Here is a 24,928-nt window from a genome sequence, read left to right as displayed (position 1 = left end):
TGAGCTTATAGCGTGCTGAACAGCGGAAAGATCCCCATCAGCAATGCAGCGACCAGTATGCACAGGCAAACCAGTACTGCCCACTTCAGGGTGAACCGCTGGTGGTCACCGAACTCGATACCGGCCAGGGCCACCAACAGGTAGGTCGATGGTACCAGCGGGCTCAGCAAGTGGACGGGCTGGCCGACGATCGAGGCACGTGCCATTTCCACCGCGGTTATACCGTAATGGCTGGCGGCTTCGGCAAGCACCGGCAACACGCCGTAATAAAAAGCATCGTTCGACATGAAAAACGTGAACGGCATGCTCACCAGCGCCGTGATCACCGCCAGGTACGGGCCGAGGAAATCCGGGATAACCGCCAGCAGGCTCTTGGACATGGCGTCGACCATGCCGGTGCCCGTCAGGATACCTGTGAAGATACCCGCGGCAAAGATCAACCCGACCACCGCCAACACACTACCGGCGTGGGCCGCAACGCGGTCCTTCTGCTGTTGCAGGCAAGGGTAGTTGACGATCATCGCGATACTGAACGCCACCATGAACAGCACCGGCAGCGGCAACAGGCCGGCAATCAGGGTGCCCATCAGCGCCAGGGTCAGCGCGCCGTTGAACCAGATCAGCTTTGGACGACGGGCGTCCGGGAACTGCGAAACGCTGATTTCGCTGTGGTCGATTTCATCACCGACCAGATGCAGTTCACCCAGACGCGCACGCTCGCGTTTACCGTAGACATAGGCAATCGCCAGAATCGCCACCACGCCAGCCAGCATCGCCGGAATCATCGGCACGAAAATCGCGGACGGGTCCACATGTAGCGCACTGGCCGCACGAGCGGTCGGGCCACCCCAGGGGGTCATGTTCATCACACCACCGGCAAGGATGATCAGACCGGCCATGATCCGCGGGCTCATGCCGATGCGGCTGTAAAGCGGCAGCATGGCAGCCACACAGATCATGTAAGTGGTGGCGCCATCACCGTCCATGGACACGATCAGCGCCAGCACGGCGGTACCGACCGACACTTTCAACGGGTCGCCCTTGACCAGCTTGAGGATCTTGCGCACGGCCGGGTCGAACAGGCCGGAGTCGATCATCAGGGCGAAATAGAGGATGGCGAACATCAGCATCACGCCGGTCGGCGCAAGCTTGGTGATGCCTTCGAGCATCATTGGGCCGATCTTCGGCGAGAAACCGCCGAACAGGGCGAAAATGATCGGGATAATGATCAGGGCGATCAGCGCGGACAGGCGCTTGGTCATGATCAGGAACATGAACGTGATGACCATGGCAAAGCCAAGGAAAGTCAGCATAGGAATACTCCAGGCGTAGCGCGGCTAGGGAATGGGCGAACCGATGAGGTCAGCGCAGAACGGAAAGCACGAAACGTACGGGCGGAGGTGCAGCGAAGAGGCGGATAGGAGCGGACATCAGAATCACCATTGTTGTTGTTAAATGGGCCGGGCGGGCAATGAAACACTCGCGTTGGCCAACCGGTCTGTTGCCGGCAGTGAGGCGATCCTAATCGGGGAAGCTTTCAGCCAGCTTTCGCGGATGAAAGCATTGACCGAATGTACGACCGGTCGTCGGCCGGGTTGAAAGTCAGCAAACACGGGCTCAGGAGGAAAAAACATGGGCGAACTTCACACTGGCGGCTGCCACTGCGGACAAATCCGCTATCAATTCAGCGGGCCGTTGCGGGATATCGCCCACTGCCATTGCTCGATTTGCCGGCGGGTCAGCGGCGGGATCGTGACCACCTGGATCACCGTGCCTGCCTCGGCATTTGCCTGGGTCGCGGGTACGCCATCCCGGTATGGCTCATCATCCACTTGCACGCGGTATTTCTGCCCCAACTGCGGGGCGCAATTGGCGCTGGTGACAACGCTCAGTCCCGAAAGCATCGACGTGACTATCGCCACCCTCGAGCATCCCGAGCAGGCGCCGGCCGAGCGGCATATCTGGACGAGTAGTCGGTTGCCCTGGCTGCATCTGGACGAACATTTGCCTGGCGAGACCGAAGAACAACTCTGATCAAAAAACAGACAGGTTCAGCGGACGGATCGCCCCCATCCAGATCGCGTGTTCGGTATGGTCGAGCAGATCGTTGCCGGTATCCGGGTGCAGGAACACCACCAACCCCTTGCGATTGAGCGCCAGCCACGGCAACACCTCGCCAAGGTATTGCGGCTCGAAGGCCAATTGGCAGCTCCAGTCCGGGTGCGGGCCGACCGGGCGCTCGTGCACGCGTCCCATCTTCAGTGGAAACAATTGCGCGGCCTGCTCACACAAGGCCCGCGCCTGAGCGAGCGTGCTGGCGTCGAAATAGACATGGGCGTGGTAGCCCTTGATCCGTTGCATCTGAAACCTCTTTAAACCTGGTCGAACCCACACCGTTTCCCGCAGGTCACACGTTATATAGGCAGGAAGTACGGAGCACAGCCATGAAAAATGCCGAAACCCCGGTAGTGAAGGTAGTGCTTTATGGTGCCATGAGTAGCCTGGGCAGCGCGCTGATGGCGGAAATGCTGCGGCGCCAACATGAAGTGATCGCGATTCTCGATGACCTGACGGCGCTCGCACCCCGCCCCGGACTGCGTACCAAGGCCGGTAACCTGTTCGATGCCAAGCGGGTCAAGCAGAGCGTGGCCGGCTGTTCGGCAGTGATCTGCCTGCTCGATGCGCCGGGTTTGCCTATGAACAGTGAACACATCGAGAAATCCATCGTGCCCGGCCCGGTCGAGCAGGTGCTGGCAGTGGATGCACTGATTGACGGCATGCAGGCCGCGGGTATCGCGCGGTTGTTTGTGGTGGGTGATTTCGAGGTGCTGGACGATCCGGAGATAGAAGACGAACTGCAACGCCACGCCGCTGAAGAAATCCGCGAGGCGCTGCAAAGCAGTCCATTGCACTGGACCCTGGTGAATGCCCCACGCGGCGTACCGGGACTGTCCATCGAGCATTTCAGTCACGTCAGCACGAGCCTGGAACCTGGCCTGGCCGAACCGCTGGAACGGCTGAACCGAGTTGCCGTCGGGATTGCCGATGAGTTATGGCTGAATTTGCATGTCGGTCAGCATGTGAATTTTGTCGCGACTTCGGAACCGTAAAGCCCTCATACCGCAATCGATGGCAAAGGAAGGCCATTGAGCGATTGCGCACTGTTGGCCTGTTCCGCCATCAACCAATCCACAAACGTTTGAATCAACGCTCCGCGCCGTTTGCGCTGGGGCAGGACCACGTAATAACCCAGCCTGGAAATCACCGTCTCGGCAATAGGTCGACACAACAGACCTTGCGCCAGCAAGTTATCCACAAGGTGCCGCCAACCGATCGCAACGCCCTGGCCGCCAATCGCCGCCTGAATCAGCAAGGTGTAATTGTCGAAGCGCAGTTGCCCCGGCGCGGGTGCCGATGTAATCCCCAGCTCGCGAAACACGCCGCTCCAGTCGAACCAGTTGCTGCTGTGTTCGCCTCGCAAGTGCAGCAGCGGAAACTCCAGCAATGACTGAGCCGGCAAGGGCAGGGGGCGGTCCCTCAATAACAGCGGGCTGCACACCGGAAACACCTCTTCACTGAATAGCCAGTGGCTCTCACCCTGTTTGAACCGACCATCACCGAACAGCACGGCCACATCGATATCGGTGCGCAGCATGTTGTGGCTGCGCTCGCTGGTCACCAGGCTGACGTCCACCTGAGGATTGGCGGTATGGAAGCGGTGCAGACGCGGCATCAGCCAGTACGCGGCGAAAGCGAAGTCGGTGGCCACCTGCAACACTTCGTGTTGCTGCTGTGCACTGATCGCACTCAATCCTGCGTCGATATTCTGTAAACCGAGCTGAACTTGCTCAAACAGAATGGCGCCAGCCTCGGTCAGTTCGATACCGCGATAAATGCGGTCGAACAACCGTGTAGCGAGCTGCTCTTCCAACCGTTTGATCTGCTGGCTGATGGCCGGCTGCGTGGTGCCGAGCTCTACTGCAGCGGCAGTGAAACTGCGCTGCCGGGCCGCGGCTTCAAAGGCACGCAGCAGATCCAGAGACAAATCACCGAGGGCGTCATACATAAGCTGTGCTTATCCTAGTCATTGCCTGGCATGGGCTTTACCACAAGTTCCATGGGTTGCATGCTCGATCACAGCACTCTCGCATAAATATCCACTATGGAATGCCGCGATCACATGAAGCGCAAAAATATTCTTTTCATCATGGCCGATCAGATGGCCGCGCCAATGTTGCCGTTCTACGGCCCTTCGCCCATCAAACTGCCGAATCTGAGCCGCCTCGCCGCCGAAGGTGTGGTGTTCGACGCCGCGTACTGCAACAGCCCGCTCTGCGCACCGTCACGTTTCACCCTGGTCAGCGGTCAGTTGCCGAGCAAGATCGGCGCCTACGACAACGCGGCCGATTTCCCCGCCGACGTTCCGACCTATGCCCACTACCTGCGGCGCCTCGGTTACCGCACCGCGCTGTCGGGCAAGATGCACTTCTGCGGCCCGGACCAGTTGCACGGCTATGAAGAACGGCTGACCAGCGACATCTACCCGGCGGACTACGGCTGGGCGGTGAACTGGGACGAGCCGGACGTACGGCCGAGCTGGTACCACAACATGTCGTCCGTACTGCAAGCCGGGCCCTGCGTGCGCACCAATCAGCTGGATTTCGACGAAGAGGTGGTGTTCAAGGCCCAGCAATACCTGTTCGATCATATCCGTGAGGATGGCGATCAGCCGTTCTGCCTGACCGTGTCGATGACTCACCCACACGACCCGTACACGATTCCCAAGGCCTTCTGGGATCTGTACGACGATGCCGACATCCCTTTACCCGAAACACCAGACCAGGAAGCACTCGATCCACACTCCAAGCGTCTGCTCAAAGTCTATGACCTGTGGGACAAGCCGCTGCCTGTGGATAAGATTCGCGACGCGCGCCGTGCCTACTTCGGTGCGTGCAGTTATATCGACAGCAACGTCGGCAAACTCCTGCAAACACTGGAAGAAACCGGGTTGATCGACGACACCATCATCGTGTTCTCCGGTGACCACGGCGACATGCTCGGCGAGCGCGGGCTCTGGTACAAAATGCACTGGTACGAAATGGCCGCCCGCGTCCCGCTGCTGATCAGTGCGCCGGGACAATTCGGCGCCGCCCGCGTCAGTGCGGCGGTCTCCACCGCCGACTTGTTGCCGACCTTTGTGGAATTAGCCGGCGGCTCACTGGAACCGGGTTTACCGCTGGACGGCCGCTCGCTGGTTTCACACCTGCAAGGGCAGGGCGGTCACGACGAGGTGTTCGGTGAATACATGGCCGAAGGCACCATCAGCCCGTTGATGATGATTCGTCGCGGCGCCTACAAATTCATCTACAGCGAAGACGACCCTTGCCTGCTCTTCGACGTGCACAACGACCCGCGTGAACAGGAAGAACTCAGCCATTCGCCGCAACATCGTCAGCTGTTCGAGGATTTTCTCGCCGAAGCACGGGCCAAATGGAATATCCCGGCGATCCACCAACAGGTGCTCGCCAGTCAGCGACGCCGGCGCTTCGTCGCCGGCGCCCTGACCATCGGCAAGCTGAAGAGCTGGGATCACCAGCCGCTGGTGGACGCCAGTCAGCAGTACATGCGCAACCACATCGACCTCGACGATCTGGAGCGTAAAGCCCGTTATCCACAACCCTGCCAAAACCAATAATGTTAAGGGGACGTCCATGCAAAAGTTATCCACAGTACTGACAGTCGGGTTTCTGGCTCTGGGCAGCACCTCGGCCTACGCCGAGCAAAGCTGCGAAACGGTGAAGATGGCCGACCCTGGCTGGAGCGACATCGCCGCCACCAACGCCATCACCGGTTTTCTGCTGGACGGCATGGGCTACAAGGCCAAGGTCGACACGCTGGCGGTGCCGATCACCTTTGGCGGCCTGAAGGATGGCCAGGTGGACGTCTTCCTCGGCAACTGGATGCCGGCGCAGCAAGGCTTCTACGACAAATTCGTGGCCAACGGCGACGTCACGCAACTGGCGAAGAACCTCGACGGCACCGAGTTCACCCTGGCGGTCCCGGATTACGTCTGGGACGCGGGTGTGCATAACTTTAACGACCTGAACAAGTACGCCGAGCTACACCCAAAAGAAGTCGATAAGAAGATCTATGGCATCGGCTCCGGCGCCCCGGCGAACATTTCGCTGCAAGAGATCATCAAGAAGAACGACTTCGACATGGGTCAGTGGAAACTGGTCGAGTCCAGCGAGCAGGCGATGCTGGCCGAAGTGTCCCGCGCGGTGAAGAAACAGAAGTTCGTGACCTTCCTCGGCTGGACGCCACACCCGATGAACGTGCAGTTGAAAATGCATTATCTGAAGGGCGGCGAGAAGTATTTCGGTGACACCGGCAGCGTTTATACACTGACCCGCAAAGGTTATGCACAGGCCTGCCCGAACGTCGGCAAACTGCTCACCAACCTGAGTTTTACCCAGGAAATGGAGAACAGCATCATGGCCGAGGTGGTGAACAAAAAGGTCAGCAACGCCGACGCGGCCAAGGCGTGGATCAAGGCCAACCCGGCGGTGCTGGATAAATGGCTGGACGGTGTGAAGACTGTGGACGGGAAGGATGCGTTGCCTGCGGTCAAAGCCAAACTGTAACCCCATGTGGGAGCGGGCTTGCTCGCGAATGCGGTGTGTCAGTCGACATAAATGCCGGATCTGATGCCCCCTTCGCGAGCAAGCCCGCTCCCACAGTACGAACGATCAGCGTCGGTCCTGATACTCTTCCGTAAAACCCCGCCCGAGAGGACCCATGGCCTTCCCCAGCCGCCACTCACTCTTTCCCTTCCTGACCTGGTTGCCCCGGCAAACCCGCGCCAGCGTCGGTCGTGACCTGATCGTCGGCCTGAGCGGTGCGATTCTCGCGTTGCCACAATCGATTGCCTACGCCCTGATCGCCGGCCTCCCGCCGGAATATGGCTTGTACGCCGCCATCATCCCGGTGCTGATCGCCTGCCTCTGGGGTTCGTCGTGGCATTTGATCTGCGGTCCTACGGCGGCCATTTCCATCGTCCTGTACGCCAGTGTCAGCCCTCTGGCGGTCCCTGCGTCGCAGGATTACGTCACGCTGATCCTGCTTCTGACGTTCCTTGCAGGGATTTTCCAGTGGTTGCTGGGTTTGCTGCGGTTCGGCGCCCTGGTGAATTTCGTCTCTCACTCGGTGGTGCTGGGCTTCACCCTCGGCGCGGCAGTGGTGATTGCCATCGGGCAACTGCCGAACCTGCTGGGGCTGGATGTGCCTAACCAGGCCACGGCGCTCAACAGTTTGATGATGCTGCTCAATCACCTCGGCGAGGTGGACAAACCCTCGCTGCTGCTGGGCCTGGCCACGGTCGTGGTGGGTGTCGTACTGAAACTGCTGGTGCCACGCTGGCCAACGCTGTTGATCGCCCTGGCCCTGAGCGGATTGCTGGTGTGGCTGTGGCCAGCGATGTTTGGCCATGTGACGCTGGTCAGCGCGTTTGTCGGGCGGCTGCCGCCCTTCAGCCCGCTGCCGCTGGATCTGGACCTGGTGTTGCGCCTGCTGCCCAGCGCGGTGGCGGTCGGAATGCTCGGGCTGGTGACGAGCCTGTCGATTGCCCGCTCCTTGTCGGCTCGCTCACAGCAGTTGCTCGACGCTAACCAGGAAGTTCGCGCCCAGGGTTTGTCGAACATGGTCGGTGCGTTTTTTTCCGGCTCGCTGTCAGCCGGTTCCTTCACCCGCTCGGCCCTGAGCTACGACGCCGGGGCCTGTTCACCGCTGGCCGGCGTGTTCTCGGCGTTGTGGGTGGCGCTGTTCGCGATCTTCGGTGCGGCATTGATTGCACACATCCCGATCCCGGCCATGGCCGGCAGCATTTTGCTGATCGCCTGGGGGTTGGTGGACCATCGCGGCATCCGCGCCTTGCTGCGGGTCAGCCGTGCCGAGTTTCTGGTCATGACGCTGACCTGTGTCGCCACCCTGTTGCTGGAATTGCAAACGGCGATTTACGCCGGGGTGCTGGCATCGCTGTTCTTCTACCTCAAACGCACCTCGCAGCCACGGGTGCAGCACTGGCGTGATGGCGATGAAGACATTCTGAGGGTCGGCGGCTCGATTTTTTTCGGCGCCAGCCATTACCTGCAAGTGCGCCTGCAACGGATGCACGGCCCACGGGTGGTGATCGAGGCGCAGCAGATCAACTTCATCGACTATTCCGGGGTGGAGATGCTGCATCAGGAAGCGCGACGACTGCTGCGCCAGAACCGCAGCCTGACCCTGCGGCAGGCACGGCCGCAGGTGGTGGAGGAATTGAGGAAGCTCGAAGGCGCGGAAAAATGCCCGATCCGTTTCGAAGATTAAACCACTGCCCCTACAGGGTTTATGCGGCCAGTTGCCGACGGAGCTCGGCCAACACCGGCGCTGTATCCGGGCGCACACCGCGCCACAGGAAGAACGCTTCCGCTGCTTGTTCCGCGAGCATCCCCAAACCATCCATCGCCACCGCGGCGCCATGCTTACTGGCCCAACGACAGAACGAGGTCGGGTCCTTGCCGTACATCATGTCGTAGCAAACCGTCTTGCCCGGTTCGATCAAACTGCTGGCAATCGGCGGTACATCGCCTGACAGACTGGCGGACGTGGCGTTGATGATCAGGTCCACCGGCTCGCGCAACCAATCGAATCCGCTGGCCGATACCGGCCCCAGATCAGCGAACAATTCCGCCAGCAATTCAGCTTTTTCCACCGTGCGGTTGGCGATGATCACCGACGCCGGTTGCTCCGCCAGCAGCGGCTCCAGTGCGCCGCGCACGGCACCGCCGGCACCCAGCAGCAAAATGCGTTTGCCCGCGAGGCTGAATCCGGCGTTGACCGTCAGGTCCCGTACCAGCCCGGCACCATCGGTGTTGTCGCCCAGCAGACTGCCATCGGCCAGTTTGCTCAGGGTATTCACCGCGCCGGCCCGCTGCGCCCGCTGGGTCAAGCTGTTCGCCAAACGATAGGCGTCTTCCTTGAACGGCACCGTCACATTCGCCCCACGGCCTTCGCGGAAAAATTCCAGCGCACAGCCGGAAAAATCGTCGAGGGGTGCCAGCAAGGTGCTGTAGTCCAGTTTCTGCCCGGTCTGCTCGGCGAACAGACGGTGGATCAACGGCGACTTGCTGTGGCCGATCGGGTTGCCGAATACGACGTAACGGTCCATCAGGATTCCTCGTTCAGGCCTTGGCCAACCAATCGCGATCTTGCAGGAAGTATTCGGTCAGGCGCGCTTCTTCGCTGCCCGGCTCGGCCTTCCAGTCGTAGGCCCAGCGTACTTGCGGTGGCAGTGACATCAGAATCGACTCGGTGCGCCCACCCGATTGCAGGCCGAATAGCGTGCCGCGGTCATAGACCAGGTTGAATTCAACGTAACGGCCACGGCGAAACTCCTGGAACTCACGCTGTTTGGCGGTGAACGCATCGTTTTTGCGGCGTTGCACGATCGGCAGGTACGCGTCGATGAACGCATCGCCGATGGCGCGCATGAAGGCGAAGCTGGTGTCGAAGTCCCACTCGTTCAAGTCATCGAAAAACAGACCGCCAATGCCCCGTGGCTCGTGACGATGCTTGATGTGGAAGTAACTGTCGCACCAGGCCTTGTAGCGTGGGTAGACGTCCGGGCCGAACGGCGCGCAGGCCTGTTCGGCGACGCGGTGCCAATGCACGCAATCTTCTTCATTGCCGTAGTAAGGGGTCAGGTCGAATCCGCCACCGAACCACCAGACCGGCTCTTCACCTTCTTTTTCGGCGATGAAAAAACGCACATTGGCGTGGGATGTCGGCACATGGGGGTTGTGCGGGTGAATCACCAAAGACACGCCCAGGGCTTCGAAGCCTCGACCGGCCAGTTCCGGCCGATGGGCGCTGGCGGACGGTGGGAGACCGCTGCCAAACACGTGGGAAAAGTTGACGCCGCCCTTTTCAATGACCGCGCCGTTTTCAATCACCCGGGTGCGACCGCCACCGCCGGCGGGCCGGGTCCAGGCGTCTTCGACGAAACGCGCGCCGCCGTCTTCAGCTTCCAGGGCAGCGCAAATGCGGTCTTGCAGGTCGAGCAGGTAGGCTTTTACGGCCTCGGTGCGGGTAGTCATGGCATCACCTTGAATCGGGCAAAGCTACGCGGCGCTCATACAGGCCGGCGGCAAATTGCTGCGTAGGATAACACTGCACCTTGTGCCGTCGCAGTTGACGAAGGTCAAGCTTGGGAGTTCGATAGGGCGCTTAGCAAAATGACTTAAGGAAAGTGCAGATGGCAAAGCGTATCCAGTTCCGCGCCCATGGCGGCCCCGAAGTACTCGAGCATGTCGATTACCAGCCCGCCGAACCTGGCCCGCTGCAGGTGCGCGTGGCCAACAAGGCCATCGGCCTGAACTTCATTGACACCTATTATCGCGGTGGCCTCTATGCGCCACCCGCCTTGCCTTCGGGCCTGGGGGCTGAAGGCGCGGGGGTGGTCGAAGCAGTCGGAAGCGCAGTCACCCGCTTCAAGGTGGGCGATCGCGTGGCTTACGGCAGCGGCCCGTTGGGCGCCTATAGCGACGTGCATGTATTGCCGGAAGCCAATCTGGTCCATCTGCCGGACGCCATCAGCTTCGAGCAAGCCGCCGGCGTGATGCTCAAAGGCCTGACCGTGCAATACCTGCTGCGTCAGACGTATGAACTCAAGGGTGGCGAAACCATCCTGTTCCACGCCGCGGCCGGCGGTGTCGGATCGCTTGCCTGCCAATGGGCCAAGGCCTTGGGCGTGAAGCTGATCGGCACGGTCAGCTCCCCCGAGAAAGCCGCCTTGGCGAAAGCCAATGGTGCCTGGGCAACCATCGATTACAGCCATGAAAACGTCGCACAACGCGTGCTGGAATTGACTGACGGTAAAAAAGTCCCGGTGGTGTACGACGGTGTAGGCAAAGATACCTGGCTGACATCGCTCGACAGCGTCGCGCCGCGGGGGCTGGTGGTGAGTTTCGGTAATGCTTCAGGTGCAGTCGATGGGGTGAATCTGGGAATTCTGGCGGCGAAGGGTTCGCTGTACGTGACCCGGCCGACGCTGGCGACTTACGCCAACAACGCCGAAAACCTGCAGCGCATGGCCGATGAGCTGTTCGAGATGATCATCAGCGGCAAGCTGAAGGTGGACATCAGCCAGCAGTATCCACTGGCTGAAGCGGCGAAGGCGCAGAGCGAGTTGTCGGCGCGGCGTACGACTGGTTCGACGATTCTGTTGCCCTGAGATTCAGACTGCCTGTGAGGGCCTCTTCGCGAGCAAGTCCGCTCCCACACTCGATCATTGTCGAACACAAAATCTGTATTCACTGATGATCTACTGTGGGAGGGCTTGCTCGCGAATGAGGCCACCTCAGGTCTCAATCCGGGCGCACCACATGGCCGGTGGCCAGATCGCGAATCACACTCGGGTTCTTGCGCCCTCCCAGATGGCCACCGAGCACATAATCAACCTGCCCCCGGAAATACTGCTCCACGCGAATCCGCGTCCGTGCCGCCGGCCGCCCCTGAGGGTTCGCCGAGGTCGACACCAACGGCCCGACCAACGCACACAAATCCCGCACCACCGGGTGATCGCTGACCCGCAACGCCACTGTTTCATGCACACCGGTAATCCACTGCGGCAACAGATTCTGATGCGGCACCAGCCAGGTGTTGGGGCCGGGCCAGGTGCTGGCCATGCGATCCATCCACAATTCGGGGAAATCTTCGAACAGGAAGTCGAACTGACGGATATTGTCGGCCACCAGAATCAGGCCCTTATCCACAGACCGTCCCTTGATCAGCAGTAGCCGATCCACCGCATCTTCGTTCCACGGGTCGCAACCCAGGCCCCAGACAGCTTCGGTTGGGTAGGCAATCACCGCCCCGGCGCGAATTTCTCGTGCGGCTTGTTGCACACGCCAACTGTTAACCATGAAAAACTCTCCGGAATAAGGCTCTGCGCAGTTTACCGATCTTCCTTATAAAACCTAGTTTACCCGCGCAAACCATCGACCGCTTTCGCAGACCGCCCGGCCGTCCATTTCCAGTTCCGTCAGCGCTGCCAGTACTTTCGACAAAGTCCAGCCACTGGAGGCTGCCAAGGCCTCACTGGTATGAGGCGCCGCGTGGAGCAACGTGAGCAGTGGATGAGTCACCGTCGTTTGCGGCGTTTCTGTGGATAACGGCAGCCGTTGCCAGCCGCGCAAGGCTTCAAGGATGTGCTCGATGGTTTCCACCAGCACCGCACCATCGCGGATCAACTGATGGCAACCCTTTGCGCCAGGGTGGTGAATCGAACCTGGAATCGCATACACCTCACGCCCCTGTTCCGCCGCCAGCCTCGCGGTGATCAATGAACCGCTGGCGACACTCGCCTCGACCACCAGCACACCAAGGGACAAACCGCTGATGATTCGATTGCGCCGGGGGAAATTGCCGGGCGAAGGACCGGCGTCCAGCGGGAACTCCGAAAGTACCGCGCTTCCCGAGGCGATCATGGCGTCCGCCAACCTTCGATTGCGCTGTGGATAAAAATTTTCAAGCCCGGTGCCAAGCACCCCGACCGTTTGCCCACCAACGTCCAGAGCCGCCTGATGCGCGGCGGCATCGATGCCCAGCGCCAGACCGCTGGTGATGACAAACCCGGCGCCGGCCAGGCTGCGGGAAAACGCCGCTGCAGTGTCCATGCCCGGGCGCGACGCGCGACGGCTGCCGACCATCGCCAACTGCGGTTTTTCCAGAATGCCCGGATCGCCCGCGACGAATAACAGCGGCGGCGCATCACTGATTTGCGCCAGCAGTGCAGGGTAGTCAGGTTGGTCCCACATCAGTAAATGCTGGCCCGGACACTCTAGCCAGGCCAATGCGCGGCTGGCGCCATCGCGAATTTCACTGCAGCGCCGGGCCTGCGCGCAAGCGAGGGGCAGACCCAACGCGCGCCAGGCGCTGGCCGGTGCGCTGATGGCTTTGGAGGCAGAGCCGAAAGCTTCAAGCAACTTCTTGAACCGTGCCGGACCAAGCTCCGGCAAACGGTGCAGGCGTAAACGGGCTTCCAGTTCCGCAGGGGAAACCGGCATACAGGCAGACAGCGACATGGATCATCCTTGATCGTTATAGAGTCCCGTCGAATCGGGAATAAGCTGTGGATAACTCTGTTGGTAACTTGTGAGCAGGCTTAAGGATTTCGCACCTTGTCCATCACCGCCAAGGAGCGCGATGCGTTAAGGACCAGCCCATAGCTGAGCTTGTCGTAGGTGCGGAAAACCATCAGCAAACCGGCCCGTTCGTCGGGGATTTTCAAGGGCTGACCGGTGATCCGGTCGCGCACGGTTTCGCCAGTCTTCATCACCACCAGCACATTGCCTTCGGCCAAGCCATCGCGCTGCCCTTTGTTCAGCGTGACGACATCCAGCGCGCCAATCTGGGTGACCCCACGCGGCACATCGATGATCAGGCCATTGATGTCGGTGGTTGGCGCACTGGGCATGAAGGTCGAATTGATCGAGCGCTCCTCGCCGCTGAACAGCCGGTCGCCGAGTCGTACCTCTTGCGTAGTGCGCTGCAAGGCCAGGGTAGCGACGTCGCCCTCAGTGGCGATGATCTCGCCGCCGCCGATGTCGTCGGCGTTGATCCCCAGGAACTCCTTGCTCTGCGGATCGATGTAGACCTTGCCCTGACGGAAGATGCCGTAGACCGGTTGTGCCGGGTCGAAATGGCCGCGCGCGAAAATTCGATCGCCAGTGCCACTGAGCACCCGTTCGGCATCGCCGGCAACGATGTAGGGCGCCTTGTCGAAATCCTCGGCCTTGTTGACGATGCGGTTGCTCAGCAGAAAGCTGTTGATCGATTTCAGCGGAATGCTCGGAATGGCATCTGCCACCGGAGAGGTGCGAATGCGTGGCGACAGCTTGATGGTGCCCCGGGAAGCACCGCGATTGACGGTCAGCCGCGGCTGACCGTTGACGTAGACCAGCGACAGCGTATCGCCGGGATAGATGAGATTGGGGTTTTCGATTTGTGGATTGGCCTGCCACAGCTGCGGCCACTGCCACGGCTCACGCAGGTATTTGCCGGAAATGTCCCAGAGTGTGTCCCCTGCCACCACGGTGTATTGCTGTGGAAAACCTTCCCTGAGTTGCACTTGCCCGTGCGCAAAACCGGCCGAGGCCAGAAGGAGCAAGGCGAGTAGTGATTTCCTCATGCGGTGAATCCCTTTATTATGTACGTTCGCGTGAAACGCCAGAGCCCTCGTGGCTCGCTTCCTGCTCATTTGAAAAGCGGGAAGCTACGTTCACAACGGTAGCCTGCATCTTCGGACCCGCCAGGCCATCGACCCGACTTTACCTCACACGTGCAGCAATTAAGCTTATGGCCATTTTAGACATCCTCGAATTCCCCGATTCGCGCCTGCGCACTATCGCCAAACCAGTGGCCGTAGTGGACGACGAAGTGCGTCAGTTGGTCGATGACATGTTTGAAACAATGTATGAAGCTCCAGGCATCGGCCTCGCCGCGACCCAGGTCAACGTGCACAAACGTATCGTCGTGATGGACCTCTCCGAAGACCGCAGCGAACCTCGGGTGTTCATCAACCCCGAATTCGAAACCCTGACCGACGAGATGGGCCAGTACCAGGAAGGCTGCCTCTCGGTGCCGGGCTTCTACGAAAACGTCGATCGCCCGCAAAAGGTCAGGATCAAGGCCCTGGACCGCGACGGCCAGCCTTACGAACTGATCGCCGAAGGCCTGCTCGCCGTGTGCATCCAACATGAATGCGACCACCTCAACGGCAAGTTGTTCGTCGATTACCTGTCCACGCTCAAACGCGACCGGATCAAGAAAAAACTGGAAAAGCTCCACCGCCAGAACGCTTGATGCCCTTCTTTCAAAGGCTTGCCGCGGCAAGCCTTTTTCTTTTCAAGATGCTTTGCAATCGAGAGCTTCCATGACTGAGCCACTGCGCATTGTCTTTGCCGGCACCCCGGAATTCGCCGCCGAACACCTCAAGGCCCTGCTGGGCAGTCCTTACGAGATCGTTGCGGTCTACACCCAACCGGACCGTCCGGCAGGTCGTGGGCAGAAGCTGATGCCGAGCCCGGTCAAGCAGTTGGCGCTGGAGCACAACATCCAGGTGTTGCAACCGCCAACCCTGCGCAACGCCGACGCCCAGGCGGAACTCGCCGCGCTGAAGCCGGATTTGATGGTGGTGGTCGCCTATGGCCTGATCCTGCCGCAAGTGGTGCTGGATATTCCGCGCCTCGGTTGCATCAACAGCCACGCCTCCTTGCTGCCACGCTGGCGCGGTGCGGCGCCGATCCAGCGCGCCGTTGAAGCGGGTGATAGTGAAAGTGGCGTGACGGTGATGCGCATGGAAGCCGGCCTCGATACCGGGCCGATGCTGCTCAAGGTCACCACGCCGATCAGCGCCGAAGACACCGGCGGCAGCCTTCACGATCGCCTCGCAGAGATGGGCCCACCCGCCGTGATTCAGGCGATCGCCGGTCTGGCTGCGGGCACTCTGGAAGGCGAAGTGCAGGACGACAGCCTCGCCACCTATGCGCACAAATTGAACAAGGACGAAGCACGCATCGACTGGAACCGCCCGGCGGTTGAGCTGGAGCGTCTGGTTCGCGCCTTCAACCCATGGCCGATCTGCCACAGCACGCTGAACGGCGAAGCGCTGAAAGTGTTGGCCGCAAGCCTGGCCGAAGGGCAGGGCGCGCCGGGTGAAATCCTCAGCGCCAGCAAGGACGGCTTGATCGTCGCCTGCGGTGAACAGGCGCTGTGCCTGACCCGAGTGCAATTACCCGGCGGCAAAGCACTGAACTTCAGCGACTTGTTCAACAGCCGTCGAGAGAAATTCGCCGTCGGCACCGTCCTCGGTCAAACGGCAGACGCCCAATGAACCCACGTCTGGCCGCCGCCAAGGCACTTGCTGCCGTTCTTAACGGAAAAGCCTCACTCAACAGTTCTCTGCCGACGCAAATGGACAAGGTTGAAGACCGTGATCGCGGCTTCACCCAGGACCTGGCGTTCGGCACGGCTCGCTGGCAGCCGCGCTTGTCGGCGTTGGCGGCCAAGCTGCTGCAAAAGCCGTTCAAGGCGGCTGATGCCGATGTCGAGGCGCTGTTGCTGGTGGGGCTTTATCAACTGCTCTATACCCGCGTGCCGGCTCACGCCGCCATCGGCGAAACCGTCGGTTGCGCCGACAAACTGAAAAAACCGTGGGCCAAAGCCTTGCTCAACGCCGTACTGCGCCGCGCCCAACGGGAAAGTGAAGCGCTGCTGGCCGAGCTGGAACGCGACCCGGTGGTGCGCACCGCCCACCCGCGCTGGTTGCAAAAATCCCTCAAGGCCTTCTGGCCTGAACAATGGGAAGCCATTTGTGCAGCGAACAACGCGCATCCGCCGATGATTCTGCGGGTGAATCGTCGTCATCATACTCGCGACGCTTACCTCGGCTTGCTGAGCGACGCCGGTGTGGCCGCCACGCCCTGCGTTTACAGTCGCGACGGCATCATCCTCGACACCGCTGCCGACGTGCGCAGCCTGCCAGGGTTCGCTGAAGGCTGGATCAGCGTGCAGGACGAAGCCGCACAACTGGCCGCCGATCTGCTGGACCTGGCGCCGGGCCAACGGGTGCTGGACGCCTGCTGCGCACCGGGCGGCAAGACCTGCCACATCCTTGAGGCCGAGCCCAAACTGGCCGGCGTGGTGGCCGTGGATCTGGAAGCCAAGCGTCTGGTGCGGGTGCGGGAAAACCTCGCACGCCTGGGCCTGAGCGCAGAATTGATTGCCGCCGACGGTCGCGACACCGCCACCTGGTGGGACGGCAAACCGTTCCAGCGCATTCTGCTCGACGCGCCATGCTCGGCCACCGGGGTGATCCGCCGTCACCCGGATATCAAACTGACCCGCCAACCCGACGACATCGCCGCACTGGCGGTGCTTCAGGGCGAACTGCTCGACGCCATGTGGATAACTCTGGAGGTGGGCGGCATTCTGCTTTACGCCACCTGCTCCACGCTGCCGACCGAAAACACCGAAGTCATCGAAGCGTTCCTCGCCCGCACGCCAGGCGCCCGTGAACTGGACCTCGCCACGACGGCCGGCATCAAGCAGCCCCATGGTCGCCAGTTGCTGGCCCAGGAAGGCGGCCACGACGGGTTCTACTACGCCAAGCTGATCAAGATTGCCGCCGCGCGCGGTTAACCGGGTTTAAGGGAGTGACTGGATGAAGATCATCATCCTCGGCGCAGGGCAGGTCGGCGGTTCGCTGGCGGAACACTTGGCCAGCGAGGCCAACGACATCACCGTGGTCGACACCGATGGCGAACGCCTGCGCGACCTCGGCGATCGGCTGGACATCCGCACCGTGCAGGGTCGCGGCTCGCTGCCGACCGTGCTGCGGCAGGCCGGTGCCGACGACGCCGACATGCTGGTGGCCGTGACCAATAGTGACGAAACCAACATGGTCGCCTGTCAGGTCGCCCACACCCTGTTCCACACCCCCACCAAGATCGCCCGGGTCCGCGAAGCCGCGTACCTGACCCGCGCCGAACTGTTCGATAACGAAGCGATCCCGGTCGACGTGCTGATCAGTCCGGAGCAAGTGGTCACCAATTACATCAAGCGCCTGATCCAGCATCCGGGCGCATTGCAGGTGATCGACTTCGCCGAAGGCAAAGCGCAGCTGGTAGCGGTCAAGGCGTACTACGGCGGGCCGTTGGTGGGCCAGCAACTGCGCCAGCTACGCGAACACATGCCGAATGTCGAAACCCGCGTCGCGGCGATTTTCCGTCGTGACCGGCCAATCCTGCCCCAGGGCGATACGGTGATCGAGGCTGACGACGAAGTGTTTTTCATCGCCGCCAAAGCGAATATTCGTGCAGTGATGAGCGAAATGCGCCGCCTCGATGAAAGCTACAAACGCATCGTCATCGCCGGTGGCGGGCAGATCGGTGAACGCCTGGCCGAAGCCATCGAAAGCCGTTACCAGGTGAAGATCATCGAGATGAACCCGGCCCGCTGCCGCTACCTCTCGGACAACCTCGACAGCACCGTGGTGTTGCAGGGCAGTGCTTCGGATCGGGATCTGCTGCTGGAAGAAAACATCGCCGACGCCGATATTTTCCTGGCCCTGACCAACGATGACGAAGCCAACATCATGTCTTCGCTGCTGGCCAAGCGCCTGGGCGCGAAGAAGGTGATGACGATCATCAACAACCCGGCCTACGTCGACCTGATCCAGGGCGGCGACATCGACATCGCCATCAGCCCCCAACTGGCGACCATCGGCACCTTGCTGGCCCACGTGCGCCGCGGCGATATCGTCAGCGTGCACTCATTGCGCCGGGGCGCGGCGGAAGCCATCGAGGCCATCGCCCACGGCGATGCGAAGTCGAGCAAGGTGATCGGCAAGGCCATCGAAAACATCGGCCTGCCGCCGGGCACCACCATCGGCGCGATCATCCGCGACGAAGAAGTAATCATCGCCCACGACGACACCGTGATCGAAACCGGCGACCATGTGATTCTGTTCCTTGTGGATAAAAAGCATATTCGGGATGTGGAGAAGCTGTTCCATGTGGGGCTGAGCTTCTTCTGACCCGGAATGTGCGGCGGCCAGGCGGGCCTCTTCGCGGGCAAGCCCGCTTGTATGTTTAGACTTGAAGGGGTGGGTGGGACTAAAAGCCCGATTCTGACTCTAGCCAGTACAGACCGTGGGAGACTTCGTCCCACCCCTTCTACCTAAAAGCGCCAATAAGGAATTCATCGGCTAGGCCGACGATAGAGACAAGCCAGCGCAACGGTAGACCCCAACAAGCTCTTAAACCCTAGCTCCGAGGATTCGTCATGACAATCCTTACTTCGCAAGCGGTCGTGGGTGTTGATGTGGCCAAGGCTGAGGTGCTCGTCTATCGCGCCGATCTGCAAACCACACAAGCCATCTCCAATAATCGAGCAGCACTCAAACGTTGGCTCAAGACGCTGCCCGCCAAAAGTGGCATTGCCGTTGAGGCCACCAACATTTACCACTTGGACACGGTTGAGTTGGCCTATGAGTTGGGTCATCAGGTCTACGTCGTGGACGGTTATCGCTTGAGTCATTACCGCCGCAGTGTCGGCCAACGAGCTAAAAATGATCCGTGTGATGCTCGTCTTCTGGCTCGGTATCTGGCGCATGAACAGGGTGGGTTACGCGCTTGGAGCCCGCCGCCCAAGGCTTACAAGGCCCTGCAAAGCCTGCTTCATCGACGGGCAGCACTGATCAAGGCGCGTGTCAGCCTGGCTCAGAGCTGGGCCAATGAGCCGCGCCTGGAAGAAGAGCTGAAATGTTGATGGAGACGTTTAAGCGCTCGGATTTGGCCATTCAAAAACAGCTGCGTGACCTGAGCAAAGAGGCCGGAGCCGCCGAAAATATTGAGCGTTGCAAGGCCATTGAAGGCGTTGGTGTACTGACGGCAACTGGATTTGCGACGGCTTTTTTGCGTGGCGAGTTTAAGGACAGCAATGCCTTCATCGCTTTTTTGGGCATGGACTTGAGGGTCGATGACTCGGGAAAAAAGACGGGGAGTCGCAGTCTGACCAAGAAAGGGGATCCGGAAATACGACGTCTGGCCCACAACTCGGCCATGGCCGCCTGTCGTTCAGCGACCTGGAAACCATTTTATGAAGGGTACCTGGCCAGAGGTTTCAAGAGGACTCAGGCCCTGGTAATCCTTGCCCGAAAACTCGCCCGGGTGGCGTTCGCTCTGATGAAAAACCAGAGCGAATACCAACCGAATCGACCGTTGCAGGGTTGTCCTGCAACATAGAATCTCCCACAGTGTTTTGCAGTGAACACATATCTTGTGTACGACCGAGATTCCTGTGGGAGCGGGCTTGCCCGCGAAAGCAATCTCAAGGACAAACAGGCATCCCTGAATAACCTCGATAAGGAATCCACCATGATCGAATCCCTGGAAAAAATGCTCGCCAAGGGTGTGGATAACTCATTGCTGCGCTTCGGCCTGGGCAAGGGTTATCTGGATCTGGGTGAAAATGCCAAGGCCGCGGAGCATTTCCAGCGCTGCGTCGAGTTCGATCCGAAGTATTCGGCAGCCTGGAAGCTTTTGGGCAAGGCCCATCTGGCGCTGGCGGATTACGCGGCGGCGCGGCAGGCCTGGGAGCAGGGTCTGGAAGCTGCCCGCGCCCATGGCGACAAGCAGGCGGAGAAGGAGATGACGGTGTTTCTGAAAAAGCTTGAACGTCAGGCGCACTGATCAGAGATAACGCCGGCCAAGATCAGAAGCTCTCGGCCTGCGAAGTTATCCACAGCAGCATCAATACCAGCGTTCTTCACCCGGCGGACGCTTCTTGAAGCGCTTCATGCTCCACATGTACTGGCTCGGATAGGCCCGCACGTAGCGCTCGACCACCTGGCTCATGGCCGCACAGGACGTTTCCGTATCGGTGCTGTACATGGCTTCCGGCGCAGCTTCGAGGATCACCTTGTACCCCGAGCCGTCCGGCAGGCGCAGGGCGTGCAGGAACACGCCGACCGCTTTGCCACCGGCGAGCATGTTCGGCACGAATTTGCTGGTCAGGGCCTGAGTGGCGAAGAACGGCACGAAGATCCCGGCGGATTCGGCCGGTTCCGGGTCAGCCGGAATGCCCACCGCGCCACCCTTGCGCACTTCCTTGATCACGCTGAGGATGCCTTCCTTGGTGGAAGCGGCCACCCGGTTACCCAATTGCACCCGCTGCTTGCGCAGCAATTCATCCACCGCCTTCAACTTCGGCGGGCGATAGAAAATGATCGGTTTGCACTGGCTGCAATAGAAGTGGTTCAACACTTCCCAGTTACCCAGGTGGCTGGTGATGCCAACCACACCTTTGCCGGACGCCAAAGCCTCTTTCAAAACATCGAGGCCTTCGACTTCGCGCACCAATTCAATGGAACGCTGGGCCGGCCAGATCCACGCGCAGGCGCTTTCAGTCAGAGACTTGCCAATGTCTTTCAGGCTCTGGCCCACCAGACGCTCACGTTCGGCCGGGTCCATCTGCGGGAAGCACTTGGCGAGGTTGATCCGCACCACGTCGCGGGAACGGTTGGGGGTTTTCCACATGATCCAGCCAATCGCCGAACCCACCGCCTGCACTGCCCGCCATGGCAGCAGGGCAAACAGTCGCAGAGCGCCTACCAGCAAGGCGCCTTTAAACTTATCCACAGGTCACTCCTGATCTTGTGCTGTGCGCGAGGCGGCTATTCTAACCGCCGTTCGCCAAGGTGGCGTAGCGATCGCAATCCAGGGTGTGGTCCATGACCATGCCTGAAGCCTGCATCAGCGCGTAACAAATGGTCGGGCCGACGAACGTGAAGCCGGCTTTTTTCAGGCCTTTGCTCATCTCGATGGCGGCCGGTGTCACCGCCGGCACTTCACTGCGATCCTTGAAATGATTGATCACCGGCGTGCCGCCGACGAACGACCAGAGAAACGCCACCGGGTCTTCCAGCTCCAGCCAGGCCTGGGCATTGCGCCGGGCTGCGTTGAGTTTGAGACGATTGCGGATGATCCCCGGATCGAGCATCAGTTCATCGATTTCCGCATCGCTCATCTGCGCCACGCGCTGCACGTCGAAGCCGAACAGCACCTCGCGATAACGCTCTCGCTTGCGCAATACAGTGATCCAGGAAAGCCCGGCCTGGAACCCTTCGAGCAAAAGCAACTCGAACAATCCCTGCGCATCGCGTAGCGGCGTGCCCCACTCCTGATCGTGATAAGCCATGTACAGCGGATCTTCGGTACACCAAAAGCAGCGTGGCATAAGGCTCCAGGGGGCGTGCGCAGGACCGAATCGGGTATACTCCCGCTCTTTAAATCGCAGCCCAAGAAACAGGTGAATTTCGTGAGCCAGCCTACGCCAGCCGTGCGTACCTTCCAAGACTTGATCCTCGCCCTCCAGCAATACTGGGCCGAGCAAGGTTGTGTGGTACTTCAGCCCTACGATATGGAAGTAGGCGCCGGCACTTTCCACACTGCCACATTCCTGCGCGCCATCGGCCCGGAAACCTGGAACGCCGCTTATGTGCAGCCCAGTCGTCGCCCGACTGACGGCCGCTACGGTGAAAACCCGAACCGTCTGCAGCACTACTATCAGTTCCAGGTAGTGCTGAAGCCGAACCCGGACAACTTCCAGGAACTGTACCTGGGCTCCCTCAAGCACGTGGGCCTGGACCCATTGGTGCACGACATCCGTTTCGTCGAAGACAACTGGGAGTCGCCAACGCTGGGCGCCTGGGGTCTGGGCTGGGAAGTCTGGCTCAACGGCATGGAAGTGACGCAGTTCACTTACTTCCAGCAAGCGGGCGGCATCGAGTGCTACCCGGTGACCGGCGAGATCACTTACGGTCTGGAGCGTCTGGCCATGTACCTGCAAGGCGTGGACTCGGTCTACGACCTGGTCTGGGCTGACGGTCCGTTCGGCAAGGTGACCTACGGCGACGTGTTCCACCAGAACGAAGTGGAGCAGTCGACCTACAACTTCGAACACGCCAACGTCGAGAAGCTGTTCGAACTGTTCGATTTCTATGAAAGCGAAGCCAAGCGCCTGATCGAACTCGATCAGCCGCTGCCGTTGCCGAGCTATGAAATGGTGTTGAAGGCTTCCCACACCTTCAACCTGCTGGATGCGCGCCGGGCGATCTCGGTGACCGCGCGTCAGCAATACATTCTGCGTGTACGCACCCTGGCGCGTTCCGTTGCGCAAGCCTACCTGCTGGCTCGCGCCAAGCTGGGCTTCCCGATGGCGACCCCGGACCTGCGTGATGAAGTACTGGCCAAGCTGGAGGCTGCACAATGAGTGCTCAAGATTTTCTGGTTGAACTGGGCACCGAAGAACTGCCACCCAAAGCCCTGAACACCCTGGCCGAGGCATTCCTGGCCGGTATCGACAAAGGCCTGCAAGCCGCTGGCCTGAACTACGAGAGCAAAACCGTCTACGCCGCGCCGCGTCGCCTGGCTGTGCTGATCACCGCGCTGGCCACCCAGCAGCCGGATCGCAGCATCAACCTCGACGGCCCGCCACGTCAGGCCGCGTTCGATGCCGAAGGCAACCCGACTCAAGCGGCCCTGGGCTTCGCCAAGAAGTGCGGCGTCGAACTGAGCGAAATCGATCAGAGCGGCCCGAAGCTGCGCTACAGCCAAAGCATCGCCGGCAAGCCGACCGCAAGCCTGATGCCGACCATCGTCGAAGATTCCCTGAATGACCTGCCGATCCCCAAGCGCATGCGCTGGGGTGCTCGCAAGGAAGAATTCGTTCGTCCGACCCAATGGTTGGTGATGCTGCTCGGTGACCACGTCATCGACTGCACCATCCTCGCCCAGAAGGCCGGCCGCGATTCCCGTGGTCACCGCTTCCACCATCCGGAAAGCGTGCGCATCACCTCGCCAGCCAACTACCTGAACGATCTGCGTGCTGCTTATGTACTGGCTGACGCCAACGAGCGTCGCGAGCTGATCAGCAAGCGCACCGAAGAACTGGCGACGATGCAGGAAGGTACGGCCATCGTGCCGCCAAGCCTGCTCGACGAAGTGACCGCGCTGGTTGAATGGCCGGTGCCGCTGGTGTGCTCGTTCGAAGAACGTTTCCTCGACGTGCCACAAGAAGCGCTGATCACCACCATGCAGGACAACCAGAAGTACTTCTGCCTGCTGGATGCCGACGGCAAGTTGCTGCCGCGTTTCATTACCGTGGCCAACATCGAAAGCAAGGACCCGCAGCAGATCATCGCCGGTAACGAGAAAGTGGTGCGCCCACGCCTGACCGACGCCGAGTTCTTCTTCAAGCAAGACAAGAAGCAAAAACTCGAAGAATTCAATCTGCGCCTGCAGAACGTGGTGTTCCAGGAAAAACTCGGCAGCGTCTACGACAAGGCCGAACGCGTGTCGAAGCTGGCGGCCTACATTGCCGCCCGCATCGGTGGCAACGCTTCCTGGGCGGCGCGTGCCGGCCTGCTGTCCAAGTGTGACTTGGCGACCGAGATGGTCGGTGAGTTCCCGGAGATGCAAGGTGTCGCCGGTTACTACTACGCCCTCAACGATGGCGAGCCGGAAGATGTCGCCCTGGCGCTGAACGAGCAGTACATGCCGCGCGGTGCCGGCGCTGAACTGCCGACCACCCTGACCGGTGCGGCCGTGGCCATTGCCGACAAGCTCGACACCCTGGTGGGCATTTTCGGCATCGGCATGCTGCCAACCGGTAGCAAGGACCCGTATGCCCTGCGCCGTGCAGCGCTGGGTGTGTTGCGGATCCTGATCGACAAGAAGCTCGACCTCGACCTGAACGACGCCGTGGCGTTTGCCGTGAATGCGTTCGGCGCCAAGGTCAAGGCTGCCGGCCTCAATGACGCGGTGCTGGAGTTCATCTTCGACCGTCTGCGTGCCCGTTACGAAGACGAAGGCGTGGACGTCGCGACTTACCTGTCGGTACGTGCCCTGAAACCGGGTTCGGCCCTGGACTTCGATCAGCGCGTACAAGCGGTGGAAGCCTTCCGCAAATTGCCGGAAGCCGCTGCCCTGGCCGCCGTGAACAAGCGCGTTTCGAACTTGCTGAGCAAGGTCGAAGGCTCCGTTCCTACCGTCGTTGAAGCCAAATACTTCGACAATGCCAACGAGTTCTCGCTGTATTCGGCGATCCAGCAGGCTGACCAGGCTGTGCAACCAATGGCCGCTGCTCGTCAGTACAGCGAATCGCTGGCACGTCTGGCGGCATTGCGCGAGCCGGTGGATGCGTTCTTCGAAGCGGTGATGGTCAACGCCGAAGACGCCAAGGTGCGAGCCAACCGCTACGCGCTGCTGGCGCGTCTGCGTGGGTTGTTCCTCGGCGTCGCCGACATTTCGCTGCTGGGCTGAGG

Annotated in this window: 23 protein-coding genes and 1 pseudogene; 14 read left to right on the top strand and 10 right to left on the bottom strand. The window is 60.6% G+C overall.

Annotated elements, in window-relative coordinates; genetic code table 11:
• Nucleotides 1-5: 5 nt before the first annotated feature.
• Complete coding sequence (locus PSH64_RS00175; RefSeq protein ID WP_018927294.1) at nt 6-1,313, bottom strand: CitMHS family transporter; 1,308 nt, start codon at nt 1,311-1,313, stop codon at nt 6-8.
• Between the two features lie 319 nt (nt 1,314-1,632).
• On the opposite strand from PSH64_RS00175, the gene PSH64_RS00170 reads away from it, so the two are divergent.
• Nucleotides 1,633-2,034, top strand: a complete 402-nt coding sequence (locus PSH64_RS00170; RefSeq protein WP_305479521.1) for a GFA family protein — start codon at nt 1,633-1,635, stop codon at nt 2,032-2,034.
• On the opposite strand, the gene PSH64_RS00165 is transcribed toward PSH64_RS00170, so the two are convergent.
• Nucleotides 2,035-2,361: a DOPA 4,5-dioxygenase family protein gene (locus PSH64_RS00165; protein WP_305410669.1), complete on the bottom strand. Its 327-nt coding sequence runs from the start codon at nt 2,359-2,361 to the stop codon at nt 2,035-2,037.
• Nucleotides 2,362-2,444: 83 nt separating this feature from the next.
• Between PSH64_RS00165 and PSH64_RS00160 the strand changes: the two genes are divergently transcribed.
• Nucleotides 2,445-3,110: an NAD(P)-dependent oxidoreductase gene (locus tag PSH64_RS00160; RefSeq protein WP_018927296.1), complete on the top strand. Its 666-nt coding sequence runs from the start codon at nt 2,445-2,447 to the stop codon at nt 3,108-3,110.
• 5 nt (nt 3,111-3,115) lie between these two features.
• Here PSH64_RS00160 and PSH64_RS00155 read toward each other — a convergent pair whose 3' ends face one another.
• Nucleotides 3,116-4,066 carry a LysR family transcriptional regulator gene (locus PSH64_RS00155; protein WP_305479518.1) on the bottom strand — a complete coding sequence of 317 codons (951 nt, stop codon included), beginning with the start codon at nt 4,064-4,066 and terminating at the stop codon, nt 3,116-3,118.
• A 114-nt stretch (nt 4,067-4,180) separates the two neighbouring features.
• Here PSH64_RS00155 and betC point away from each other — a divergent pair, with 114 nt between their 5' ends.
• The 3 genes from betC (at nt 4,181) to PSH64_RS00140 (ending at nt 8,367) form a co-directional block, all read left to right on the top strand.
• The gene (betC, locus tag PSH64_RS00150) at nt 4,181-5,695 is read left to right on the top strand and encodes a choline-sulfatase (protein ID WP_305479516.1); all 1,515 of its coding nucleotides are present in this window, start codon (nt 4,181-4,183) and stop codon (nt 5,693-5,695) included.
• A gap of 16 nt (nt 5,696-5,711) precedes the next feature.
• Nucleotides 5,712-6,644 (top strand): choline ABC transporter substrate-binding protein, encoded by a 933-nt coding sequence (gene choX, locus PSH64_RS00145; protein WP_305479513.1) that lies wholly within the window; start codon nt 5,712-5,714, stop codon nt 6,642-6,644.
• 154 nt (nt 6,645-6,798) lie between these two features.
• The gene (locus PSH64_RS00140) at nt 6,799-8,367 is read left to right on the top strand and encodes a SulP family inorganic anion transporter (protein ID WP_105342623.1); all 1,569 of its coding nucleotides are present in this window, start codon (nt 6,799-6,801) and stop codon (nt 8,365-8,367) included.
• Nucleotides 8,368-8,386: 19 nt separating this feature from the next.
• Here the strand turns inward: PSH64_RS00140 and aroE are convergent, their stop codons facing one another.
• Complete coding sequence (aroE, locus tag PSH64_RS00135; protein ID WP_105342621.1) at nt 8,387-9,208, bottom strand: shikimate dehydrogenase; 822 nt, start codon at nt 9,206-9,208, stop codon at nt 8,387-8,389.
• 13 nt (nt 9,209-9,221) lie between these two features.
• Complete coding sequence (gene hemF / locus PSH64_RS00130) at nt 9,222-10,136, bottom strand: oxygen-dependent coproporphyrinogen oxidase (RefSeq protein ID WP_007902928.1); 915 nt, start codon at nt 10,134-10,136, stop codon at nt 9,222-9,224.
• 158 nt (nt 10,137-10,294) lie between these two features.
• On the opposite strand from hemF, the gene PSH64_RS00125 reads away from it, so the two are divergent.
• Complete coding sequence (locus PSH64_RS00125; RefSeq protein ID WP_105342618.1) at nt 10,295-11,272, top strand: NADPH:quinone reductase; 978 nt, start codon at nt 10,295-10,297, stop codon at nt 11,270-11,272.
• Between the two features lie 133 nt (nt 11,273-11,405).
• Here the strand turns inward: PSH64_RS00125 and PSH64_RS00120 are convergent, their stop codons facing one another.
• From PSH64_RS00120 to PSH64_RS00110, 3 genes are all read right to left on the bottom strand, one after another.
• Nucleotides 11,406-11,963, bottom strand: coding sequence for an L-threonylcarbamoyladenylate synthase (locus tag PSH64_RS00120; RefSeq protein ID WP_105342615.1), 558 nt, complete (start codon nt 11,961-11,963; stop codon nt 11,406-11,408).
• Nucleotides 11,964-12,017: 54 nt separating this feature from the next.
• On the bottom strand, nt 12,018-13,124 hold the full coding sequence (gene dprA, locus PSH64_RS00115) for a DNA-processing protein DprA (RefSeq protein WP_305479508.1): 1,107 nt from the start codon (nt 13,122-13,124) through the stop codon (nt 12,018-12,020).
• An 80-nt stretch (nt 13,125-13,204) separates the two neighbouring features.
• Entirely contained in the window at nt 13,205-14,230 is a 1,026-nt protein-coding gene (locus PSH64_RS00110) for a LysM peptidoglycan-binding domain-containing protein (RefSeq protein ID WP_305479506.1), read from the bottom strand.
• 167 nt (nt 14,231-14,397) lie between these two features.
• Between PSH64_RS00110 and def the strand changes: the two genes are divergently transcribed.
• From def to PSH64_RS00080, 6 genes and pseudogenes are all read left to right on the top strand, one after another.
• Complete coding sequence (def, locus tag PSH64_RS00105) at nt 14,398-14,904, top strand: peptide deformylase (protein ID WP_105342607.1); 507 nt, start codon at nt 14,398-14,400, stop codon at nt 14,902-14,904.
• A 70-nt stretch (nt 14,905-14,974) separates the two neighbouring features.
• Nucleotides 14,975-15,934: a methionyl-tRNA formyltransferase gene (gene fmt / locus PSH64_RS00100; RefSeq protein ID WP_305479504.1), complete on the top strand. Its 960-nt coding sequence runs from the start codon at nt 14,975-14,977 to the stop codon at nt 15,932-15,934.
• The gene (gene rsmB / locus PSH64_RS00095) at nt 15,931-17,241 is read left to right on the top strand and encodes a 16S rRNA (cytosine(967)-C(5))-methyltransferase RsmB (RefSeq protein ID WP_305479501.1); all 1,311 of its coding nucleotides are present in this window, start codon (nt 15,931-15,933) and stop codon (nt 17,239-17,241) included. Before fmt ends, rsmB begins: the two co-directional genes overlap by 4 nt.
• A 22-nt stretch (nt 17,242-17,263) precedes the next feature.
• A complete protein-coding gene (gene trkA, locus PSH64_RS00090) occupies nt 17,264-18,637 on the top strand; it encodes a Trk system potassium transporter TrkA (protein WP_018927309.1) in 1,374 nt (457 codons plus the stop codon).
• A gap of 248 nt (nt 18,638-18,885) precedes the next feature.
• A pseudogene (locus PSH64_RS00085) lies at nt 18,886-19,847 on the top strand (IS110 family transposase).
• Nucleotides 19,848-19,979: 132 nt separating this feature from the next.
• A complete protein-coding gene (locus PSH64_RS00080) occupies nt 19,980-20,294 on the top strand; it encodes a tetratricopeptide repeat protein (protein WP_018927310.1) in 315 nt (104 codons plus the stop codon).
• A 60-nt stretch (nt 20,295-20,354) separates the two neighbouring features.
• On the opposite strand, the gene PSH64_RS00075 is transcribed toward PSH64_RS00080, so the two are convergent.
• Both PSH64_RS00075 and tag read right to left on the bottom strand, forming a co-directional pair.
• Nucleotides 20,355-21,242 carry a lysophospholipid acyltransferase gene (locus PSH64_RS00075; protein ID WP_018927311.1) on the bottom strand — a complete coding sequence of 296 codons (888 nt, stop codon included), beginning with the start codon at nt 21,240-21,242 and terminating at the stop codon, nt 20,355-20,357.
• A 40-nt stretch (nt 21,243-21,282) separates the two neighbouring features.
• A complete protein-coding gene (gene tag, locus PSH64_RS00070; protein ID WP_019580331.1) occupies nt 21,283-21,840 on the bottom strand; it encodes a DNA-3-methyladenine glycosylase I in 558 nt (185 codons plus the stop codon).
• Between the two features lie 81 nt (nt 21,841-21,921).
• Here tag and glyQ point away from each other — a divergent pair, with 81 nt between their 5' ends.
• A complete protein-coding gene (gene glyQ, locus PSH64_RS00065; protein ID WP_003213601.1) occupies nt 21,922-22,875 on the top strand; it encodes a glycine--tRNA ligase subunit alpha in 954 nt (317 codons plus the stop codon).
• Entirely contained in the window at nt 22,872-24,926 is a 2,055-nt protein-coding gene (gene glyS, locus PSH64_RS00060; protein WP_105342596.1) for a glycine--tRNA ligase subunit beta, read from the top strand. The genes glyQ and glyS overlap by 4 nt, the downstream gene beginning before the upstream one ends.
• Nucleotides 24,927-24,928 lie beyond the last annotated feature (2 nt).

This window comes from Pseudomonas sp. FP1742 (assembly GCF_030687145.1).
Taxonomy (GTDB): domain Bacteria; phylum Pseudomonadota; class Gammaproteobacteria; order Pseudomonadales; family Pseudomonadaceae; genus Aquipseudomonas; species Aquipseudomonas frederiksbergensis_D.
Note: the sequence above shows the minus strand (reverse complement) of the source record. Positions and strands in the feature narration are given on the sequence as shown.

Bases quoted from the DNA above. Each gene is read 5' to 3' on its own strand.
- aroE (WP_105342621.1), bottom strand. From the start codon at position 9,208: ATGGACCGTTACGTCGTATTCGGCAACCCGATCGGCCACAGCAAGTCG.
- PSH64_RS00080 (WP_018927310.1), top strand. From the start codon at position 19,980: ATGATCGAATCCCTGGAAAAAATGCTCGCCAAGGGTGTGGATAACTCA.
- betC (WP_305479516.1), top strand. From the start codon at position 4,181: ATGAAGCGCAAAAATATTCTTTTCATCATGGCCGATCAGATGGCCGCG.
- PSH64_RS00140 (WP_105342623.1), top strand. From the start codon at position 6,799: ATGGCCTTCCCCAGCCGCCACTCACTCTTTCCCTTCCTGACCTGGTTG.
- trkA (WP_018927309.1), top strand. From the start codon at position 17,264: ATGAAGATCATCATCCTCGGCGCAGGGCAGGTCGGCGGTTCGCTGGCG.
- def (WP_105342607.1), top strand. From the start codon at position 14,398: ATGGCCATTTTAGACATCCTCGAATTCCCCGATTCGCGCCTGCGCACT.
- rsmB (WP_305479501.1), top strand. From the start codon at position 15,931: ATGAACCCACGTCTGGCCGCCGCCAAGGCACTTGCTGCCGTTCTTAAC.
- choX (WP_305479513.1), top strand. From the start codon at position 5,712: ATGCAAAAGTTATCCACAGTACTGACAGTCGGGTTTCTGGCTCTGGGC.
- fmt (WP_305479504.1), top strand. From the start codon at position 14,975: ATGACTGAGCCACTGCGCATTGTCTTTGCCGGCACCCCGGAATTCGCC.
- PSH64_RS00170 (WP_305479521.1), top strand. From the start codon at position 1,633: ATGGGCGAACTTCACACTGGCGGCTGCCACTGCGGACAAATCCGCTAT.
- PSH64_RS00165 (WP_305410669.1), bottom strand. From the start codon at position 2,361: ATGCAACGGATCAAGGGCTACCACGCCCATGTCTATTTCGACGCCAGC.
- PSH64_RS00155 (WP_305479518.1), bottom strand. From the start codon at position 4,066: ATGTATGACGCCCTCGGTGATTTGTCTCTGGATCTGCTGCGTGCCTTT.
- glyS (WP_105342596.1), top strand. From the start codon at position 22,872: ATGAGTGCTCAAGATTTTCTGGTTGAACTGGGCACCGAAGAACTGCCA.
- dprA (WP_305479508.1), bottom strand. From the start codon at position 13,124: ATGTCGCTGTCTGCCTGTATGCCGGTTTCCCCTGCGGAACTGGAAGCC.
- PSH64_RS00120 (WP_105342615.1), bottom strand. From the start codon at position 11,963: ATGGTTAACAGTTGGCGTGTGCAACAAGCCGCACGAGAAATTCGCGCC.
- PSH64_RS00125 (WP_105342618.1), top strand. From the start codon at position 10,295: ATGGCAAAGCGTATCCAGTTCCGCGCCCATGGCGGCCCCGAAGTACTC.
- PSH64_RS00160 (WP_018927296.1), top strand. From the start codon at position 2,445: ATGAAAAATGCCGAAACCCCGGTAGTGAAGGTAGTGCTTTATGGTGCC.
- hemF (WP_007902928.1), bottom strand. From the start codon at position 10,136: ATGACTACCCGCACCGAGGCCGTAAAAGCCTACCTGCTCGACCTGCAA.
- PSH64_RS00175 (WP_018927294.1), bottom strand. From the start codon at position 1,313: ATGCTGACTTTCCTTGGCTTTGCCATGGTCATCACGTTCATGTTCCTG.
- PSH64_RS00110 (WP_305479506.1), bottom strand. From the start codon at position 14,230: ATGAGGAAATCACTACTCGCCTTGCTCCTTCTGGCCTCGGCCGGTTTT.
- tag (WP_019580331.1), bottom strand. From the start codon at position 21,840: ATGCCACGCTGCTTTTGGTGTACCGAAGATCCGCTGTACATGGCTTAT.